Consider the following 19,447-nt stretch of genomic DNA (forward strand, 5'->3'; position numbering starts at 1 on the left):
GGTGAGAATGAAGGCAGTGTCTGCGGCGGTGCAAGCTGGCGAAAGCGACAAGCGGGGCCGCAAGGCATCGAAGGAAACACGGCGCCAGCAGTTGGTCGAGGCGACCATCGATTCGCTCGCCAAGCGTGGTTATTCCGAAACGACGCTTGCCGATGTCGCCGACGGTGCCGGCCTGTCGCGCGGCATCGTCAATTTTCATTTCGAGAGCAAGGAAAAGCTGCTGATCGCCACGCTGCAGTTCATGGCCGACGAATATGCCGCCCATTGGGGCGTGGCGCTGGACAAGGCAGGCGAGGCGGCATCGTCGCAACTCTGGGCGCTGGTGGCGGCCGATTTCGACCGCAAGATCTGCACCAAGCGCAAGCTGGCCGCCTGGTGTGCCTTTTGGGGCGAGGCGAAATCACGGCCGACCTATCAGGCGCTGTGCGGCGCCCGCGATGTCAAATATCAAGAGCTGTTCGTGGCACTCTGCGCCCAGATGAAGGCCGAAGCATCCTATACCTATGACGCCGAAACCATCGCGCTGGCGCTGAGCGCCATGATGGAAGGTCTGTGGTTCCGGCTGATGATGGGCGACGGGCTGACGCGCGAAAAGGCCCATGCGGCCGCGATCGAATATCTGGTCTCGGTTTTTCCGGGCCATATGACCCACAAGGGTCCGAAATAGGGAAAAGCTGAAACAGCGAAGGAGACCGGAATGCGGATAATGGGAATGCTCAGACATTCGAGCAAGGCCGCGTTGCTGGCCTTGCTGCTTTCCGGCGCGGGTTTTACGGCTCGCGCCGCCGATATTATTACCGTCTTTGACTGGTCCGGCTATGAGGACCCTGCCTTTCATCCGGCCTATACTGCGAAATATGGAACCGAGCCGGATTTCAGCTTCTTTGGCGATGAGGAAGAGGCGTTCCAAAAGCTGCGTTCCGGCTTCAAGGCGGATCTTGCCCACCCCTGTTCGCAGAGCGTCAACAAGTGGCGCGAGGCTGGCCTGCTGGAGCCGCTCGATACTTCCAAGCTCACCGGCTGGAATGACATCTTGCCGGGTATCAAGGCGATGAAGGGGCTGATGACATCCGATGATGGCACGGCCTGGTTCCTGCCGTTCGAATGGGGCAACACGGTGCTGACCTATCGCACCGACACGGTGAAGCCGGAAGAGGTTCAGTCGCTGAAGGCGTTTGCTGATCCGAAATTCAAGGACCGTGTCTCGATCGGCGACAATGTCGACGATGCCTATGCGCTGGCCAGCCTTGTCATCGGTGTGAAGGACTGGACGAAAATGACCGATGCGCAATTTGCGCAAGCGTCCGCCTTCCTGCGCGAGGTGCACAAGAATGTTCGCCTCTACTGGACCGACAATACCGAAGTCAGTCAGGCGATGGCGAGCGGCGAGGTCGATCTCGCCTGGGCCTGGAACGAGACTGTGACGACGCTGCAGAAGGACGGCGTGCCGGCCGACGTCAAGCGGGATACGACGGAAGGCCTTTCCACCTGGGTCTGCGGCTATGTCCGGCTGAAGGGCGCCGAGGGCGACGCGGCAAAGCAGTATGATTTCCTGAATTCGATCAGCGATCCGGCCATCACCACCTATCTGGTCAACGACTGGGGGTACGGCCATTCCAACGGCAAAGGGATGGCTGCGGCAGATCCGAAGATCCTCGCCGAAAAGGGGTATGCCGATGTCGATAAGTTTATCGACACGACGCTGTTCCAATCGCCGATGCCGACCGAGTTACGCCAGAAGATGATTGCCGAATTCGAGAAGATCAAGGCGGGCTATTGAGCGGACAGGATGCAGATGTGATCGTCGCCGGGGCCGGTTTTGCCGGCCTTTCGGCGGCTGATGTGCTGGTCTCGGCTGGTCTCGATGTGGTCGTTCTCGAAGCGCGCGACCGGGTTGGCGGGCGGGTCGAGCGCATGGCTTTTGCCGATGGCGTGGCTATGGATACCGGCGGGCAGTTTATCTGCGACGAGATGCGGAATGTCATGGCGCTGACGCGGCGGTTCAATTTTCCGCTGGCGGAAACGCCGCTGGAGGGCACCTTCCTGGTTCAGCCGCCAGCTTTTGCCGGGACCGGTTCGTCCTTTGCGGAATCCGGCCGGATCCGCGCCCGGGCCAACCGGATTGACCCGCGCGATGCCAGCATTGCCGGGTTGACGGCAGGGGAATGGCTTGGCCGCCAGAGCGATCCGCCCGGTGACAAGGCCAGCTATCAGGCGATGGTCGAGGGGCTCTGGTGCCGGTCGGTCGGGGAAATCCCGCTCTGGTATCTGATCGACAACGACCGGCGCACGATCAGCAACGGCAACGAGCTGCAATATTTCGCCGAAGGCACCATCCAGGCGGCTGCCGAGGCTTGGGCGTCAACGCTTGGTCCGAGCTTGCGGCTGGGCGAGCCCGTTGTCCGGATATCCCGCGCAGAAGATTCGGTATTAGTGACGACCGGCACAGGCGCGGTGTTGACGGCGCGGCAGGTGATCATTGCCGTGCCGCCGGTGATGGCGTCGCGTATCGTGCATGCGCCTGATCTGCCGGTGCCGCTGGCCGGCGCTCTGGCCGCCTGGAAGAGTGGCACGGTGATCAAGGCGCTGGTGCGCTTTGATCGGCCATTCTGGCGCGATCGCGGTTTGAGCGGTATGGTGATGTGGCGCGACACGCTCGGGCTTTTTGCCTGCGATGTCAGCAGTGCGCAGGCGACGGCGCTGGTCATCTTTGTAGGTGGCCCGCTTGCCGCCGACTGGAGTGCGCGGGGGCGGGCGTTTGTCGAGGCGGAAATCCGCCGTCGGCTGGTCGAGGCCCTGGGAGAAGCTGCGGCTGACGTCACCGGGCTGCTGATCCGCGACTGGGTTGGCGACGCGTGGAGCGGCGGCGGCTACAGCGATGTGATCACTGATCTGCAGGCCTACGATGCCGAAGACATTCTTCGCGCCGGTGCGCCTCCGGTCCATTTTGCCTCGTCGGAGCTTTCCTCGTCATTTCCCGCCTATATCGAAGGCGCGATCGTAGCTGGCCGCGAGGCAGCGGCGCGGGTGATCATGGCGCATCAATCGGCCATTGCCACCAACGCATCCGGATCATAGGCAAGCCGGATCGGTGCGCCGACCGGTATATCGTCGGCGCCGAAATTGTTGGTTTCCGACACCGACAATGGTTTTTCGAGACCGGGCACATCGACGATCAGGTGGGTGATCTCGCCGAAATAATGCCGGTCGACCACATGGCCGGTCACTTCGCAATCGGCCTTGGCATTGTCCCACAAGACCCGCAGGCGTTCGGGCCGGATGCCGATGGTGGCCTGGCCGTTGTTTGCGGTAAAACCCTTGGGCTTGGCGATGGTGACATTGCCGAAGCGGGTGGTTTCGACGGAGAGATTGACGGCGCTTTCGCTGGTGATCTTCGCCTGCATGAAATTCATGCCGCCCAAAAAATCGGCGACCTGTCGGGTGAGGGGGTGCTGGTAGATTTCCTTCGGCGTCGCGACCTGGGCGATCCGGCCGCCGAACATCACGGCGATACGGTCCGACATGGCCAGAGCCTCGTACTGATCATGCGTGACCAGCACGAAGGTGATGCCCACGGCCTTCTGTAGGGTGCGCAGTTCCACCTGCATTTCCTCGCGCAGCTTTTTGTCCAGCGCAGACAGCGGCTCATCGAGCAAAAGCACCTTCGGCCGCATCACCAGCGCCCGGGCAAGCGCGACGCGCTGGCGCTGGCCACCGGAAAGTTCATGGGCATTGCGCTTGCCAAGATGCGAGAGCCGCACCTGTTCCAGCGCATTGCCGACGCGCTGGCGTTCGTCACCTGCGTTCAGTTTGAGCCGCTTCAGGCCATAGGCGACGTTTTCCTCGACATTCAGATGCGGGAAGATCGCGTAGTTCTGGAAGACCATGTTGGTCGGCCGCTTGTTGGGCGGCAGGTCGATGGCCGATTGGCCATCGATGCGGATGTCGCCGGATGTGGGCGTATCGAAGCCGGCGATCGAACGCAAAAGGGTGGTCTTGCCGCAGCCGGATGGGCCCAGCAGCGAGAAGAATTCGCCAGCGGCAATATCGAGGCTGACATCGTCGAGCGCCCGGTAGATGCCGTAGTAGCGGCTGACGGCATCGATTTCGATCATCGGGGTGTCAGCCATGGGCAGCGGCTCCAGCTTTGAGGCGGTTTTCGGCGCGGCGGCGCAGGATTTCTGCCGTGGTGACCAGGATGATCGACAGCGCGATCATCAAGGTTCCAAGCGCCAGAACGCTCGGCAGCTTGGCGGCAAAGCGCAACTGCCCCCAGATATAGACCGGCAGCGTCGGTTCGGTTCCCGACAGGAAGAAGGCGAGGATGAATTCGTCGAGCGAAATGGTGAAGGAGACCAAAAGGCTGGAGATGATCGCCGGCGCCACCACCGGCAACGTTACCCGGCGGAAGGTGCCGATGGCGGTTTCGCCGAGATCGAGCGAGGCCTCTTCCAGTGAGCGGTCGAAACCATCAAAGCCGGAGATCAGCACCGACAGCGCATATGGCAGGCAGAAGACGGTCTGGCCGAGAATAACGGTCGCCAGCGACAGCTCGATGCCGAGTTGCAGCACGATCATCAGCAGTGACACCGCAACGATGATTTCGGGCAGAAACAGCGGTGCCATCAGCAATCCGGTCGCGGCGCGCTGTCCACGAAACTTGTAGCGGGTGACGGCACGGGCGGCACAGATGGCAAGGCCGGTGGAGAGGATGGAAACGCAGATGCCGACGATCAGGCTGTTGCGCGCCGCCTCCAGCATCACCGTGTTGCCCCAGAGGGCGGTATACCATTTGGTGGTGAAGCCGGCGAGCGGGAAGGTGGTCGAGGCGGCGTTGTTGAACGAGAAGATTGGCAGGAGCAGGATCGGCAGGTAGAGAAAGGCAAGGTAAGCCGTCACGTAGACAGGCAGCCAACGGGATTTTCGAATGCCGTGCCGCCCGCTCATTTGATCCGCCTCACAAAGAGTTTCAGCGCCAGAACCATAAGGCCTGCCATGGCGGAAACGATCACCATGGTGGTGACGGAGAGGGCTGCACCCAGCGGCCAGTTGGCGCCCTTGCCGAACTGCGCCTGGATGGCGGTGGCGATCATCACGCCATCCTTGCCGCCGACCAGCTTTGGCGTGACGTAATCGCCGACCGTCGGGATCATCACGATCAGGAAGGCGGAAATGACGCCCGGCAGTGACAGCGGTAGCGTGACGCGCAAAAAGCTCCAGAACTTGTTGTCGCCGAGATCATGCGCCGCTTCGATCAGCGACCGGTCGATTTTTTCCAGCGACACATAGATCGGCAGAATGGCGAAGGCGGCCCAGCTGTGGACGAGTGTGATGATCACGGCGTTGGAATTGTAGAGCAGGGTGGTCACCGGCTGATCGATCAGTCCGGCCGACATCAGCCCGGTATTCAGCACGCCCTGATAGCCGAGGATGACCTTCCAGGACATGACGCGCAACAGGTAGCTGGTCCAGCAGGGCACGGTGATGAGGAACAGCCAGAGGTTCTTATGGACACCGCCATGAAAGGAAATGAACCAGGCGACGGGATAGGAAAAAGCGACGGTAATGAGGCTGACGGCAAGCGAGATGGTCAGCGAGCGCCAGAGCAGGTCGCGGTAGATCGGTTCCGTCAGGGCGACGCGATAATTCTCAAGCGTGAAGCTGCGGTCGATGGTTAGGTAATCCTGGGACCAGAAGCTGTAGGCGATGACGATGAGGACCGGCAGGAACAGCAATGCCAGCGCATAGAGCAAGGTTGGCGAGATCAGCGTCAGGCCTTTTGCCTCGTCGCTGGATGTCCATCGGCGGCCACCGGCAAGGGGCCGTCTGCTCTCCGTTTCAACGGAGCCCGGCAGCGCCACCATCAGCGCCGCCTTTCCGGCGGCATGCCGGTACAACAGTGAAAATACAGGGATCGTATCATGTTGTCCGTCCCGGGCGGTTTTCCGCCGTTCTTTGGTTCCCGGATGCAGAATGAGCGCAAAACAGGATTGAACGCAAGTATTTTTTCTGCCAATATTGATTGAACGAACATTCAAAATAATATTAATTATAAATCTAATTCAGATGCTTGCTGTAAAATATAACCGTAAAACTACCTGTGGAGATGGCAGATGGCGGCGAAATGTGAAGGTGTGACCGGTTCCTTCGAGGCGTCGGAAAGCATGGTGGCACTGGCCAAGGACCATCTCGTTCAGCCCTGGCCGACGGCAGGCGAAATCGGCGCTGAGGCACGCGGCGGCATCGTCAGCGGCGATGGCATCTATGTCATCGACGGCGAGGGGCGAAAGCTGATCGACGGTCCTGCCGGCATGTGGTGCGTCAATGCCGGGCACCGGCGCAAGGAGCTTGCCGATGTGCTTTACCAGCAGGCCATGGATCTTTCCTACAATTCGCCCTGGTACACGATGAACGAGCCGTCGGTGACGCTGTCGGCGCGGCTTGCCGGTCATGCGCCCGGCGATCTCAATCATGTCTTCTACACGACCGGCGGTTCTTCCGCCGTCGAGACGGCGCTGCGCTTCATGCAGTTCGCCAACAATGTGAAAGGCCGTCCGGAAAAGAAGCTGATAGTTTCGCGCCAAGGCGGCTACCATGGCTCGACCTATCTGTCGGCATCGCTGAACGGCCGTCCGCGCGATCACGACTGGATGGACAGCGCCAGCGAGCAGGTCGTCAAGCTAACTTGCCCCAATCCTTTCCGCCGACCGGAGGGCATGAGCGAGGCTGAATTCTGCGATGTGCTTGTCGAAGAGTTCCAGTCGGTCATCGAGGCAAGGGGGGCAGATCGGATCGGAGCGTTCATTGCCGAGCCGGTGATGGCATCCGGCGGTGTGATCGTGCCGCCAGATGGCTATTTGCGGCGGATGCGGCAGCTTTGCACGGACAATGACATTCTGTTTATCGCTGACGAAGTGGTGACTGCCTTCGGGCGATTGGGGCATGTCTTTGCGTCCAAGGATGTTTTCGGCATCGAACCCGACATGATCACGTTCGCCAAGGGTGTGACCTCCGGTTATTTCCCGCTCGGCGGGGTGATGATCGCGTCGCGTCTGTTCGAAGAGCTGCGCCGGTCCAACCATCCGGATGCGATGTTCGCGCATGGGCTAACCTATTCCAGCCACCCGATCGGCTGCGCCGTGGCGCTGAAGAACCTCGATATCCTCGAGGAGGGGCTGCTCGAACATGCTCGCGTCATTTCCGGCCACTTCCAGGCCAGCCTGAAGACGCTCGAAGATTTGCCGCTGGTCGGTGAAGTGCGCGGTGTCGGATTGATGGCCTGCGTCGAATGTGTCGCCGACCGGGTGCATAACAATCCGCTGACGCTCGATCTCGAAGTCGGCAAACGCATCGACAAGCATTGCCATGAACTCGGTCTTCTGGTGCGGCCGCTGATCAACATGTGCGTAATGTCGCCGCCGCTGACGATCACCGTGCCGCAGATCGACGAGATGACGGCGATCCTGCGCTCAAGCATCCGCCGGACCATGGATGAGCTGGTGCGAGAAGGGCTTTGGCACGGCTGAGAGACAGACATTCTCTTGAGCATGGCACCCCATTCCCTGCCATGCTCAATTTTAAAGGGCCGGTTTTTCCGGCCCTTTCTTTTGGCTTATTAGAAAGTTGCAGACTGCAACCGGCTGTTCATGCCGGCCATTTCCCGTTCGTCCGGGGCTGCGGGAAGGTTCATCACTGGCAGGATGGCCCGCAGGTGGTCGTGATGGGTGCGCACGCCGTATTCGAGATCGGACAGGTAGAACCCGCTGAAGGCCTTCGAGTTCATGGATTCATTCGACCAGATCGTCAGTTGCACGTCCTCGGCCTGGGTGTCGCGGTCGATGCGGTGGGCGAGATAGCGGGCGGCACGTTGATGCCGTGTCTCGTCCCGGTGCCGGTAAACGCCGCCACGCAGGATCGTTTCGCCGGTCGAGAGCGGAAACTCCTGATAGAACTGGACCGCTTCCGGCGTCACGGCAATCACCGCATTGGGGAAGATGCCGTAATAGATCCAGGCCTTGCGCAGATGCTCCGGCAGGTGTGCCGCCTCCGGGGCGATCTTGACGTAGTTGCGCACACTCCAACGCCGGCCGGCATGCGGGTTGTATGTGGCGAAGGAGCGGCAGAGGCCATTGACGAACGGTTCGTCGTAATAGGTCGAGCCGTAGAGATCCTGCAGCGCCGGATGCGCCATCGCCACGTGGTAGCCTTCGTTGTCGACATCGCGGACGGATTTCCAGTTGACCGGCGAGGCCTGGGTCCAGATATCGGCGGCGGGCACCATGTCTTGTGTCTTGTATTCGCTGAGTTCGGCGGCGAAAGGCTGCATCAATTCCGCAACGGAAGCTTGAGGCCCCGGGGCAAAGCGGATGAAGACGAAGCCCATCCAGACTTCGAGATCGAGCCCGATCAGCCCGAATTCCTGCTTGTCGAGTGGCGGGAAGGAGCGGGGGCGGGCGGCGCCCCGGAGCGTGCCATCGAGGTTGTAGACCCAGCCGTGGAACGGACAGACGAGCGCGTTGCGGCAGGTCCCCTTGTTGTCGGCGACGACGCGCGAGCCGCGATGGCGGCAGATGTTGTGGAAGCCGCGCACGGTGCCGTCCTGGTCGCGCAGGATCAGCGCGCGCTCGCCGACGACGTCCATGGTGATGTAATTGCCTGGGTCTGGAATGTCGGAGACATGGCAGGCGATCTGCCAGTGCTCGCGGAAGACATGTTGTTTTTCAAGCTCCAGAAGGGCGTCGCTGTGATAGCACCAGCCGGGTAGGCCGCTCCGGTCCCAGTCATTGGGAACGCTGATGTTTCGGGTCATTTCGTTCATGAATTTCCCCATATCTTGCTGAACGTTCATTCAATATAATCACATTTTCCTATAAATAGGAATAGGTTGAGGCATCATCTACTCCATGAAATTTCGCAAATTCTGGTGACATCGGGAAAGTTATAGGTTCGCGCAGTTTTGCGACGGGCGTGTACCAATGCCCGATATTGCCATGCTCTCAAGATGAGCGCGCTCGCTATAAAACCTACTTATCCAGTTCCGGATAAACCCGGTCGAGAAAGCCGGGACGCAGCTTCTCGCCGATCATGCAGTCGGTGCGCGGTGTGACCTGTACGGGGATCATCCGCGCCGCCGTCCCCGAGCCGCTGACCTCCATGACCAGTTTCTGCCGGATGGCCACAGCGAAATCTTCCGGCTGGTGAACCGGCAGCACGAACGAGCCGGGACCGCCGATGACGCAGTCGGCATAGTACCGATCAAGCGAAACCGCACCGCCGGAGGGGCGGATGAGAATGGCAAGGCCGTTGATGACGATGCCGCTGGCAACGGCTGCGTTGCGTGCCGGATCAACCGGGGGGCCAAGATTGTTCGGCCCGTCGCCAGAGATGTCGACCACCCGGCGCATCGCATCGTAAGGGCTCACCGATATCAGTTTCGATGCGAAGGTGATGGCATTGGAAATGGAGGTGCCACGACGGGTGAAGACCGGCCGGGAGGCAAGATGTTCGGCCAGCTCCGCCGCATCCCTTGCGTCGTCAATCAATTGCCACTTGATGACGGAGGTTTCGTTGACGCTGCCTGCCCATTCGAAATAGCTGATGGCGATACGGCCGTTGAGGCCGGCCGTGACCGCATTGATGAAATCCGGGTGCCGCAGTGCTTCGACATATCCCATGCGCTGCACCTGCGCTTCTTCAAGATCCATCGACCCCGACATATCGACGGCGAGCACCAGTGCCACATCGATCTGAGCGGCATCTGCGGCCGGTGTCGCAATCGGGGTGCTGGAAATCGTGAGAAACATCGCAAGTGTTGTGAACATCAGGTCATCCAATCGCTGCACCGGATCGTATGAAACAAAAATGTAACACAGATCGTTGGTTAGGTGACCGTCCTGCATGCGAAGGCCTTCAACAATCGGTGATGGGTAACGGAGGCCATTTTTAGTAACCTTTTCGATCGACCGGAGTAGGCGTACGATGCTTATGAAAAACGATACCGACGCGGTCGTTCTTGACCGATTGCAGAAATCGGCGTTCGGATATTTCCTTGAGTTCGTCAATCCTGAAAACGGCCTGATTGCCGATACATCTCTTCCCAATGCTCCATCGAGTATAGCCGCGACCGGGTTTGGACTGTCCAGCTATCCGATCGGTGTAGAACGCGGCTGGATCAGCAGGCAGGATGCTGCTGCAAGAACACTCACCACGTTGCGTTTCTTTGCCGGGAGCCCGCAGAGCCGTGACAAGGACGCAACGGGTTACAAAGGGCTCTATTACCATTTTCTCGACATGAAGACGGGTTTGCGGACATGGCGCAGCGAGCTGTCGCTGATCGACAGCGCGCTCCTTATTGCCGGCATGTTGACTGCCGCTGCCTATTTTACTGAGGACAACGACACCGAGGCTGAGATTAGATCATCTGCGGCCATGCTTTATGCGCGGGCCAATTGGGCCTGGGCTCTCGACGGGAACGGCGCATTGTGGCTGGGCTGGAAACCGCGAACGGGCTTTTTGCCCTATCATTGGACGTCCTACAGCGAAGCAATCATTCTCTATGTTTTGGCGCTTTCGTCGCCCTCCTATCCGATCTGCAAGGAGAGCTATGACGCCTTTACCAGCAAATTCGACTGGATGACGGTAAAGGGCGAGCCGTTTCTCTATGCAGGGCCACTCTTCATCCACCTGTTTTCGCATGCCTGGATCGATTTTCGCGGTATCCGTGATGAAGCCGTGGCGGCCCACGACACCGATTATTTCGAAAACACCCGCCGCGCCATCGCTGTCCAGCGGGATTATGCGATCAAAAATCCAGGCGGCTTTACCGGTTACGGCGCCGACATCTGGGGACTGACATCCTGCGATGGTCCACAGCGCCCCCGCCGCCTGCAGGATGGGCGCCGCCAGGCCTTTGCCGGCTATGCTGCCCGTGGCGCACCTCTCGGTCCGGATGATGGTACGATTGCACCATGGGCGCCGCTTGCCTGTCTGCCGTTTGAGCCGGATCTTGCGATGGCCGCCACGCGTCAGATGCTTTCCAGCTATCCGGGCGTCATTGAAGACGGCCGATTTGCCGGAAGCTTCAATCCGAGCGTTCCAGGAAAGACGCCGGAGGGGTGGCTCAACAATCGCAGCGTCGGGCTTGACCAGGGATTGCTGGTGATGATGGTCGAAAACCACCGCAGCGGCATGATCTGGGATCTGTTGCGCGAGGCGCCGGTTATCCGGCGCGGCCTGTGGCGTGCAGGCTTTTCAGGTGGTTGGCTTCCGGGCTGAGGCATGCGGCCATGGAACGCATGGTTTCGGCGTGCCTGCGGCACAGCAGATTGTTCCAATCTGTGGCGGCTGCATGCTGAACGGCAATAAAGTGTTTGATGTTTTTACGGAACATCAGAACCGCATTTGCGCTGGAGCGGATGATGACGCTACGCGCGCCGATCCTATTTTTCTACAAATTTTGCGTGAAAGGTTGCTAATGCAACTGGCCGCCTTAAATAACACTGAATGGTTGCTTGTATTGTGAGCTACTCGTCGCGCCTAACGGAAAACAGTTCTTTAGGAAACTTGATGTAGAATAGCCGGTGCGCTGAAGCGCGAAGAATCTTTCATAGAGAAAAGAATGAAATCGGCGAGGTCCGAACAGGAATTCCAGAATATTCTTCGCCGCCTGGGACTTGCGCTTGACGCTTCCCAGATCGGCGTGTGGGAGCATGACACGAAAACAGACGAAGTCATCTGGGATTTGCAGATGCACCGTCTCTACCATACCGGCAGAAAGCAACGGCGTGTAGCAGCGGGCGTCTGGCTCAATGCCATCCACCCCGATGACCGTGCCCGGGCCCTGGCGGATTTCGACGCGGCGACGGCGCGAAAGGGGGCTTATTCCTCGGAATACCGAATCGTTCTGCCTAATGGCGACATCCGCTATCTGCGCTCGCGCGCCGATTCCTTCGAGGAAGACGGCAATCTGACCTTCATCGGCGCCGAATGGGACGTGACTGCCGATGTCCTGCTCAATCGCGAGCTTCTGCAGCAAAAGGCGATTGCCGAGGCACGCGCCGTTGCCCTGGAGGCAAGCACGCGACGGATCGAATATGCCGCGGAACACGATTACCTGACGGGGCTTCCCAATCGCCGTTTCTTCGACCGGCGCTTGGCGGAACTGGCCGGGCATCCGGAACTTGAAAAACTGGCGATCCTTCATATCGGTCTTGACCGGTTCAAGCAGGTGAACGACACGGCCGGTCATGCAGTTGGTGACGACGTCTTGAAATCATGTGCCCAGCGCATTGCCTCGGCGGTGCCGAGCAACTCCTTTATCGCCCGCGTTAGCGGTGATGAATTCGCGGTTTTGATCACGAATTTTGGGTCGTTGGAGGACTTAAAAAATCGTGCCGAGCGGCTGGCGCAGCAGCTGAAACAATCCATCTGGCACAATGACGAGGTGCTGCGCACCGGCGCGTCGATCGGTGTTGCCGCCGCCAGTGGCCGCAACGTCGCCAACCTTCTGGCGGATTCTGACATTGCCCTGCACCGCGCAAAAAGGATCGGGCGTGGGCGCGTAGAGATCTTTTCGGCGCAACTGAAGGCGGAGCTCAACAACGAACGGCGGGTTGGAAAACAGTTTGCCCGCGGCCTGGAAAAGGGGGAGTTCATTCCCTACTATCAGGCCCAGGTCGATGCCCGGACGCGGCGTATCGTCGGCATGGAGGTTCTGGCACGCTGGCGTCATCCGAAGCGCGGTTTGCTTCTGCCAGGCGAGTTCATCAAGGTTGCGGGCAGTCTCGGCCGGTTGGACGATCTGGATGCGGCAATCTTGAAGGCGGCGCTGATTGATCGGCAGACCTGGATGGGGCAGGGCGTGCATGTTCCGCGCGTTTCGGTAAACGTCTCGGCCGCCAGGCTTTCGGATCCGCTTTTAATCGACGAACTGCAGCACCTGGGTATCGAACCCAATACGCTGTCGTTCGAATTGCTGGAAACCATCTTTCTTGATGATACCGAAGATGACGTGTTTTCCAATGTCGCCGGGTTGAAGGCCATGGGCATTGACATCGAGATTGATGATTTTGGGTCCGGCCATGCCTCGATCATCGGGTTGGTAAAGCTCAAACCGCGGCGGATGAAGATCGACCGGCAGCTGGTTTTACCGACCACCACGTCTCGCGAACAGAAGCGGCTGTTGCGCTCAATCATCGACATCGCCAAGGCGCTCAATATCGAAGTTGTTGCCGAGGGGGTCGAGACGCTGGAGCACGCAAAGCTCTTGACGCGTCTCGGTTGCGATATCCTACAGGGATATGCCATCGCCTATCCGGCACCTGCCGCCGACATGCTTGCACGGCTGAGGGAAGATCAACGGTCGGGTCTGGTCGCCCAGTGCTGACCGCGCCGCATTTCTTTACTCGCTATTGCGCCAACAGGTCCTGCATGACGCTGATGATGCGGCGATGCTGGTGGGCGTGGCGGGTACGGATGCTGGTGGCGGCGTAGACTGTCTGTTGGATAGGCGGCGCATTTTCGATCGGCAAAGCCGTGCCTTCGTCTGCAAGCCGCAGAGCGGTACTGCTTGTCACATAGGCAGCCCCCCCAAGTGCTTTCAGGAGCCCTGTAATGGCGATGTTCTGTCCCGAGGCTAACGGGGCAGCGGACAGCTGCGGCAGGGCCAGCCGATGTGCCCGGTCGAATGCCGGTGAATAGACGGCCTGGATGTATTTTTCGGGCTGTAACTCACTGACTGTCCGTGCCGTCGTGCCGACCAGCGTGTAGGTCATTTCACCGATCCGCTCATAGTGAAGGTCAGGCAGATAGTGCGGCGTATAGAGAATGGCGAGATCGAGATCGCCGGCCGCCAGATCGCGGTTCATCTGGTTGGAGTAATCAGCTTCCATATAGATCGACGTCGTCGGCAAGTCGGCGCGAACGGCCGATAGCCATTGGCCGGCGAAGGCTTCGGCCAGATCATGCTGGATGCCAAGCCGCATGGAGCGCTCGTAGGTGCCGGCGTTCTCCACCGCCCGCGTTGCCTCGTGCCATTGATGCTGCAATGCCTTGGCATGATCGAGGAAACGCAGGCCGGACGCGGTCGGCGCCGTGCCCCCTTTGTTGCGGGTAAAAAGCTTGCGATTGAACTGCGCTTCCAAAGCCTTGATGCGGTGGGAGACGGTGGATTGCGTGATGTTCAACCGGTCCGCGGTGCGGTTGAAGCTGCGGGTTTCCATCAGGTCGAGGAAGGTTTCGATGAGGTCGATCTGCATGGGTGTGTCCGGGGCGTTGTGGTTCAGACCCCTCCCCAACCCTCCCCACAAGGGGGAGGGAGTTTACCGAGAATGCCGTCCGCTCTTTGCAACCTCCGCTTTTTGCAAGAAGTACAGAAGGCGAGACGGAGCACTGTCGCTCCCTCCCCCTTGTGGGGAGGGTTGGGGAGGGGTCTTCATTCATCTCCAATCTAATCGAATTCTTCGATCAATAAAGCGAATTCTGACCGCTTGATGCCGGCCTGCTTCGTTGCGAAAACTTGTCCCAAACAAGGGAACAGACATGTCGAATTTGCCGTCTTATGCGCGCGTCGTGATCATCGGGGGAGGTGCTGTCGGGGCGTCCTGTCTCTACCATCTGGCCAAGGCCGGCTGGACCGATTGCGTGCTTCTGGAAAGGAACGAGCTGACGGCCGGGTCGACATGGCATGCTGCGGGCAATGTGCCGACATTTTCGTCGTCTTGGTCGATCATGAACATGCAGCGCTATTCGGCTTCGCTCTACCGCGAGCTCGGCGATCTGGTCGATTATCCGATGAACTACCATGTCACCGGCTCGATACGGCTTGGCCATTCGAAGGAACGGCTGCAGGAGTTCAAGCGCGTCGTCGGCATGGGCCGTTACCAGGGCATGGATCTGGACATCCTGTCGCCAGATCAGATTAAGTCGAAATATCCTTTTCTCGAAACCCATGACCTGACCGGCGCGCTCTATGATCCCTATGACGGCGACATCGACCCGGCCCAGCTGACACAGGCGCTGGCCAAGGGCGCCCGCGATATGGGTGCGAAAATCTTCCGCTTCTGTCCCGCCACCGGCGCGCGCCGGGAAAATGACGAGTGGGTGATCTCGACGCCACAGGGCGAGATTCGCTGTGAAAAGGTTGTCAACGCCGCCGGATATTATGCCCGCGAAGTCGGCAAATGGTTCGGCCGTGATGTGCCGATGATGGTGATGAGCCACCAGTACATGCTGTTCGAGGAAATTCCGGAGCTGGCCGTATGGTCGAAGGAAGCCGGCCACAAGCTGCCGCTGTTGCGCGACGTCGACAGCTCCTATTACCTGCGTCAGGAAAAGACCGGGATGAATCTCGGCCCGTATGAGAAGAACTGCAAGGCCCACTGGATCACGCCCGACGACCCGATGCCGGAAGACTTTTCGTTCCAGCTTTTCCCCGACGATCTGGAGCGGTTGGAATGGTATCTGAACGATGCCGTCGAGCGCGTGCCGATCCTCGGCACCGCCGGCCTGTCGCGGATGATCAATGGGCCGATCCCCTATGCGCCCGATGGCAATCCGCTGATCGGTCCGATGCCGGGTGTGCCGAACGCGTTTGAGGCCTGCGTCTTCACCTTCGGCATCTGCCAGGCGGGCGGTGCGGGCAAGGTTTTGGCCGAATGGGTGACGGAGGGGCAGACGGAGTGGGACATGTGGTCCTGCGATCCGCGCCGCTTTACCAACTTTACCGATCAGGACTATTGCATCGCCAAGGGCATGGAAATCTATGGCCATGAATATGCGATGCATTTCCCGAAACACGCCTGGCCTGCCGGCCGCAACAAGAAGCTGTCGCCGATCCATGACCGGATCGCTGCCCTCGGCGCGCAGTTCAAGCCCTACAACGGCTGGGAGCGCGCCAACTGGTATGCCAAGCCGGGCGACGATCTGTCGGAGGAATCGACGCAGACCTGGAATCGGGCCGGTCCTTGGCAAAAGCGCATCGAGGAAGAGTGCCTTGCGGTGCGCGATACCGCCGGCATTCTCGATCTGCCGGGCTTTTCCCGGTTCCGCCTGAAGGGCGAAGGCGCACGCGACTGGCTGCTGGGCCTCACCACCGGCAAGGTGCCGAAGCAGGGGCGCATCGGTCTTGCCTATTTCTCCGACGATAAGGGCCGCATCGTCACCGAAATGTCGGTCATGGCGCTGGAGGAGGATTTCTTCTTCTTGATCACGGCGGCGACCGCGCAGTGGCACGATTTCGAGTGGTTGCAAAAGCACCTGCCGAAGGACGCGGCGTTTACGCTGGACGATGTCACCGAAAGCTTCACCTGCCAGATTCTTTCCGGTCCGAAATCACGTGACATTTTGGCAGAGGTTTCGAATGCCGATCTGGCGAAAGGCTGGCTGACGCATCAGTCGGTGCAGATCGCCGGGCTGTGGTGCCAGCTGGTGCGCGTGTCCTTTGCCGGTGAACTCGGCTGGGAAATCCATTCCAAGATCGATGATACCGCTTCAATCTTCGATGCCGTCTGGGCTGCCGGGCAAAAGCACGGGCTCAAGCCTTTTGGCATGGAAGCGCTGGATTCGCTTCGGATCGAGAAGGGATACCGTGCCTGGAAGGGTGATCTTTCCACCGACTACACCATTCTGCAGGGCGGGCTTGAGCGCTTTGTCGATTGGGCGAAGCCCGACTTCAAGGGCAAGGCGGCGCTGGAACGCGAGAAACAGCAGGGCGTGACCAAGCGCTTTGTGACGCTGGTGGTGGACGCAGGCGATTGCGATGCGCCCTATATGTCGACGCTCTGGCATGGCGGAAAGGTGGTCGGCGAAACGACATCCGGCAACTGGGGTTACCGGATCGGCAAATCGGTGGCGCTCGGCATGCTGCGCGCCGATCTGGCCGAGCCCGGTACTGAAATTGAAGTCGAAATCTACGGCGACCGCTTCAAGGCTGTCGTGCATGCGGACGAGCCGCTGTTCGATCCCAAGAATGAAAGACTGCGCGCATGAGCAAGCCCATCCCCAAAAAGGCCCGCGCGGTCATTATCGGCGGCGGCGTATCGGGCTGTTCGGTCGCCTATCATCTGGCGAAACTCGGCTGGACGGACGTGGTCCTGCTTGAGCGCAAGCAGCTGACATCGGGCACGACCTGGCATGCGGCCGGTCTGATTGGCCAATTGCGCGCCTCGCAGAACATGACCCGGCTCGCCAAATATTCGGCCGATCTCTACACCAAGCTCGAGGCCGAGACCGGCATCGGCACCGGCATGCGGCAGTGCGGCTCGATCACGGTAGCGCTGACGGAAGAACGCAGACAGGAAATCTACCGGCAGGCCTCGCTTGCCCGGGCCTTCGATGTTGATGTGCGGGAAATTTCGCCCGATGAAGTCAAGGCGATGTATCCGCATTTGAATGTCTCGGATGTGGTCGCCGCTGTGCACCTGCCGCTTGATGGACAGTGCGATCCCGCCAATATCGCCATGGCGCTGGCCAAGGGTGCGCGGCAGAACGGCGCGACCATTCTTGAAGGCGTCAAGGTGACGGCGGTCCACAAGAAGGACGGTCGGGTGTCCGGCGTCACCTGCGAGCAGAACGGCGAGACGTTCACGATCGAGACGGAGAACGTCGTCAACGCGGCCGGCATGTGGGGCAGGGAACTCGGCAACATGTCCGGCGTCACTGTCCCGCTACATGCCTGCGAGCATTTCTATATCGTCACCGAGCCGGTCGCCGGGCTGCAGCGACTGCCGGTGCTGCGTGTGCCGGACGAATGCACCTATTACAAGGAGGATGCCGGCAAGATGCTGATCGGCGCCTTCGAACTGAAGGCCAAGCCCTGGGGCATGGATGGGATCAGCGAGGATTTCTGCTTCGACCAGCTGCCAGAGGATTTCGATCACTTTCAGCCGATCCTCGAAAATGCCATTGGCCGCATGCCGATGCTGGAAACGGCCGGGATCCACACGTTCTTCAACGGCCCGGAAAGCTTTACGCCCGACGACCGCTACTATCTGGGTGAGGCGCCGGAGCTGAAGGGATACTGGGTGGCGGCCGGTTACAATTCGATCGGCATCGTTTCCTCCGGCGGCGCCGGCATGGCGCTGGCGCAGTGGATGAACGATGGCGAGCCGCCTTTCGACCTCTGGGAAGTCGATATCCGCCGGGCACAACCCTTCCAGAGGAATCGCACCTATCTTAGGGAACGCGTCACCGAAACGCTTGGATTGCTTTATGCCGACCATTTCCCCTATCGCCAGATGGCCACGGCACGCGGGGTGCGGCGTACCCCCCTGCACGAACATCTGAAGGCACGCGGTGCCGTGTTCGGCGAGGTGGCGGGCTGGGAGCGGGCCAACTGGTTTGCCAGAGAAGGCCAGGAGCGCGAGTACAAATACAGCTGGAAGCGGCAGAACTGGTTCGACAACCAGCGGGACGAACATATGGCGATCCGGAGCGGTGTCGGCCTGATCGACATGACGTCGTTCGGCAAGATCCGCGTCGAGGGCCGCGATGCGCTTACCTTCCTGCAGAAGCTCTGCGCCAACCAGCTGGATGTTGCCACGAACCGCATCGTCTATACCCAGATGCTCAATGCCCGTGGCGGTATCGAAAGCGACCTGACCGTTACGCGATTGTCGGAAACTGCCTTCCTGCTGGTCGTTCCCGGGGCGACGCTTCAACGTGACCTTGCCTGGCTGCGCAAGCACCTTGCCGATGAATTTGTTGTCATCACCGATGTGACCGCCGCGGAATCGGTGCTCTGCGTCATGGGGCCGAAGGCGCGCGAGCTGATGCAGAAGGTCAGCCCCAACGATTTTTCCAATGCAGCCCATCCGTTTGGCACTGCCCGCGAGATCGAGGTCGGCATGGGCCTCGCCCGCGCCCACCGCGTCACCTATGTTGGCGAACTCGGCTGGGAGCTGTATGTCTCGACCGACCAGACGGCGCATGTCTTCGAGACGCTGGAAGCGGCGGGGGTGGATATCGGCCTGAAGCTTTGCGGTATCCATACGCTCGACTCGTGCCGCATCGAAAAGGCCTTCCGCCATTTCGGCCATGACATCACCGATGAGGATCATGTTCTGGAAGCCGGTCTTGGTTTTGCGGTGAAGCCGGCCAAGGGCGAGTTTATCGGCCGCGATGCCGTTTTGAGAAAGCAGGGCAAAGGGCTGTCGCGCCGGCTGGTGCAGTTTCGCCTGACCGATCCGGAGCCCCTGTTGTTCCACAACGAGGCTGTGGTCCGTGATGGCAGGATCGTCGGCACGATCACGTCAGGCAATTATGGCCACCATCTCGGCGGTGCGATCGGGCTTGGCTATGTGCCGTGCAAGGGCGAGAACGAGGCGGATGTGCTGGGCTCGGCTTACGAGATCGAGATTGCCGGGACGCGGGTGAAGGCGGCGGCGTCGCTTGCGCCGATGTATGATCCGAAGTCGGAGCGGGTGAGGGTTTAAGCCTTTCGGCTTCAGAT

15 protein-coding genes are annotated in these 19,447 nt (G+C 60.0%); 9 read left to right on the forward strand and 6 right to left on the reverse strand.

The window, feature by feature from the left end; translation table 11 throughout:
- Positions 1-7: 7 nt before the first annotated feature.
- From betI to ACP7E0_RS01820, 3 genes are read left to right on the forward strand one after another with little or no spacing between them, the layout of a single operon-like run.
- The gene (gene betI, locus ACP7E0_RS01810; protein WP_426123012.1) at positions 8-667 is read left to right on the forward strand and encodes a transcriptional regulator BetI; all 660 of its coding nucleotides are present in this window, start codon (positions 8-10) and stop codon (positions 665-667) included.
- 39 nt (positions 668-706) lie between these two features.
- Positions 707-1,780: an extracellular solute-binding protein gene (locus ACP7E0_RS01815; RefSeq protein WP_426123013.1), complete on the forward strand. Its 1,074-nt coding sequence runs from the start codon at positions 707-709 to the stop codon at positions 1,778-1,780.
- On the forward strand, positions 1,777-3,078 hold the full coding sequence (locus ACP7E0_RS01820; RefSeq protein ID WP_426122577.1) for a flavin monoamine oxidase family protein: 1,302 nt from the start codon (positions 1,777-1,779) through the stop codon (positions 3,076-3,078). The genes ACP7E0_RS01815 and ACP7E0_RS01820 overlap by 4 nt, the downstream gene beginning before the upstream one ends.
- Here ACP7E0_RS01820 and ACP7E0_RS01825 read toward each other — a convergent pair.
- The 3 genes from ACP7E0_RS01825 to ACP7E0_RS01835 are packed head-to-tail and all read right to left on the reverse strand — an operon-like array spanning position 3,042 to position 5,855.
- Positions 3,042-4,115: an ABC transporter ATP-binding protein gene (locus ACP7E0_RS01825; RefSeq protein ID WP_426123014.1), complete on the reverse strand. Its 1,074-nt coding sequence runs from the start codon at positions 4,113-4,115 to the stop codon at positions 3,042-3,044. The two genes, ACP7E0_RS01820 and ACP7E0_RS01825, sit on opposite strands and share 37 nt — an antisense overlap.
- Positions 4,116-4,122: 7 nt before the next feature.
- A complete protein-coding gene (locus ACP7E0_RS01830) occupies positions 4,123-4,947 on the reverse strand; it encodes an ABC transporter permease (protein ID WP_426122578.1) in 825 nt (274 codons plus the stop codon).
- The gene (locus ACP7E0_RS01835) at positions 4,944-5,855 is read right to left on the reverse strand and encodes an ABC transporter permease (RefSeq protein ID WP_426123016.1); all 912 of its coding nucleotides are present in this window, start codon (positions 5,853-5,855) and stop codon (positions 4,944-4,946) included. The genes ACP7E0_RS01830 and ACP7E0_RS01835 overlap by 4 nt, the downstream gene beginning before the upstream one ends.
- 258 nt (positions 5,856-6,113) lie before the next feature.
- Between ACP7E0_RS01835 and ACP7E0_RS01840 the strand changes: the two genes are divergently transcribed.
- Positions 6,114-7,526, forward strand: a complete 1,413-nt coding sequence (locus ACP7E0_RS01840; protein ID WP_426122579.1) for an aminotransferase — start codon at positions 6,114-6,116, stop codon at positions 7,524-7,526.
- A gap of 89 nt (positions 7,527-7,615) precedes the next feature.
- Here the strand turns inward: ACP7E0_RS01840 and ACP7E0_RS01845 are convergent, their stop codons facing one another.
- Positions 7,616-8,818, reverse strand: coding sequence for an aromatic ring-hydroxylating oxygenase subunit alpha (locus tag ACP7E0_RS01845; protein ID WP_426122580.1), 1,203 nt, complete (start codon positions 8,816-8,818; stop codon positions 7,616-7,618).
- A 205-nt stretch (positions 8,819-9,023) separates the two neighbouring features.
- The gene (locus ACP7E0_RS01850) at positions 9,024-9,821 is read right to left on the reverse strand and encodes a DUF1194 domain-containing protein (RefSeq protein ID WP_426122581.1); all 798 of its coding nucleotides are present in this window, start codon (positions 9,819-9,821) and stop codon (positions 9,024-9,026) included.
- A 157-nt stretch (positions 9,822-9,978) separates the two neighbouring features.
- Here ACP7E0_RS01850 and ACP7E0_RS01855 point away from each other — a divergent pair, with 157 nt between their 5' ends.
- The 3 genes from ACP7E0_RS01855 (at position 9,979) to ACP7E0_RS01865 (ending at position 13,384) form a co-directional block, all read left to right on the forward strand.
- Entirely contained in the window at positions 9,979-11,274 is a 1,296-nt protein-coding gene (locus tag ACP7E0_RS01855) for a glucoamylase family protein (protein WP_426122582.1), read from the forward strand.
- Positions 11,240-11,521: a hypothetical protein gene (locus tag ACP7E0_RS01860; RefSeq protein WP_426122583.1), complete on the forward strand. Its 282-nt coding sequence runs from the start codon at positions 11,240-11,242 to the stop codon at positions 11,519-11,521. The genes ACP7E0_RS01855 and ACP7E0_RS01860 overlap by 35 nt, the downstream gene beginning before the upstream one ends.
- Before the next feature lie 96 nt (positions 11,522-11,617).
- Positions 11,618-13,384: a putative bifunctional diguanylate cyclase/phosphodiesterase gene (locus ACP7E0_RS01865; RefSeq protein ID WP_426122584.1), complete on the forward strand. Its 1,767-nt coding sequence runs from the start codon at positions 11,618-11,620 to the stop codon at positions 13,382-13,384.
- 22 nt (positions 13,385-13,406) lie between these two features.
- Here ACP7E0_RS01865 and ACP7E0_RS01870 read toward each other — a convergent pair whose 3' ends face one another.
- Complete coding sequence (locus ACP7E0_RS01870; RefSeq protein WP_426122586.1) at positions 13,407-14,255, reverse strand: LysR family transcriptional regulator; 849 nt, start codon at positions 14,253-14,255, stop codon at positions 13,407-13,409.
- A 283-nt stretch (positions 14,256-14,538) separates the two neighbouring features.
- Between ACP7E0_RS01870 and ACP7E0_RS01875 the strand changes: the two genes are divergently transcribed.
- Positions 14,539-16,986, forward strand: coding sequence for a GcvT family protein (locus ACP7E0_RS01875; protein ID WP_426122588.1), 2,448 nt, complete (start codon positions 14,539-14,541; stop codon positions 16,984-16,986).
- Positions 16,983-19,430: a GcvT family protein gene (locus ACP7E0_RS01880; protein ID WP_426122589.1), complete on the forward strand. Its 2,448-nt coding sequence runs from the start codon at positions 16,983-16,985 to the stop codon at positions 19,428-19,430. Before ACP7E0_RS01875 ends, ACP7E0_RS01880 begins: the two co-directional genes overlap by 4 nt.
- Positions 19,431-19,447 lie beyond the last annotated feature (17 nt).

The organism is Pararhizobium sp. PWRC1-1 (assembly GCF_049897905.1).
Lineage (GTDB): Bacteria > Pseudomonadota > Alphaproteobacteria > Rhizobiales > Rhizobiaceae > Pararhizobium.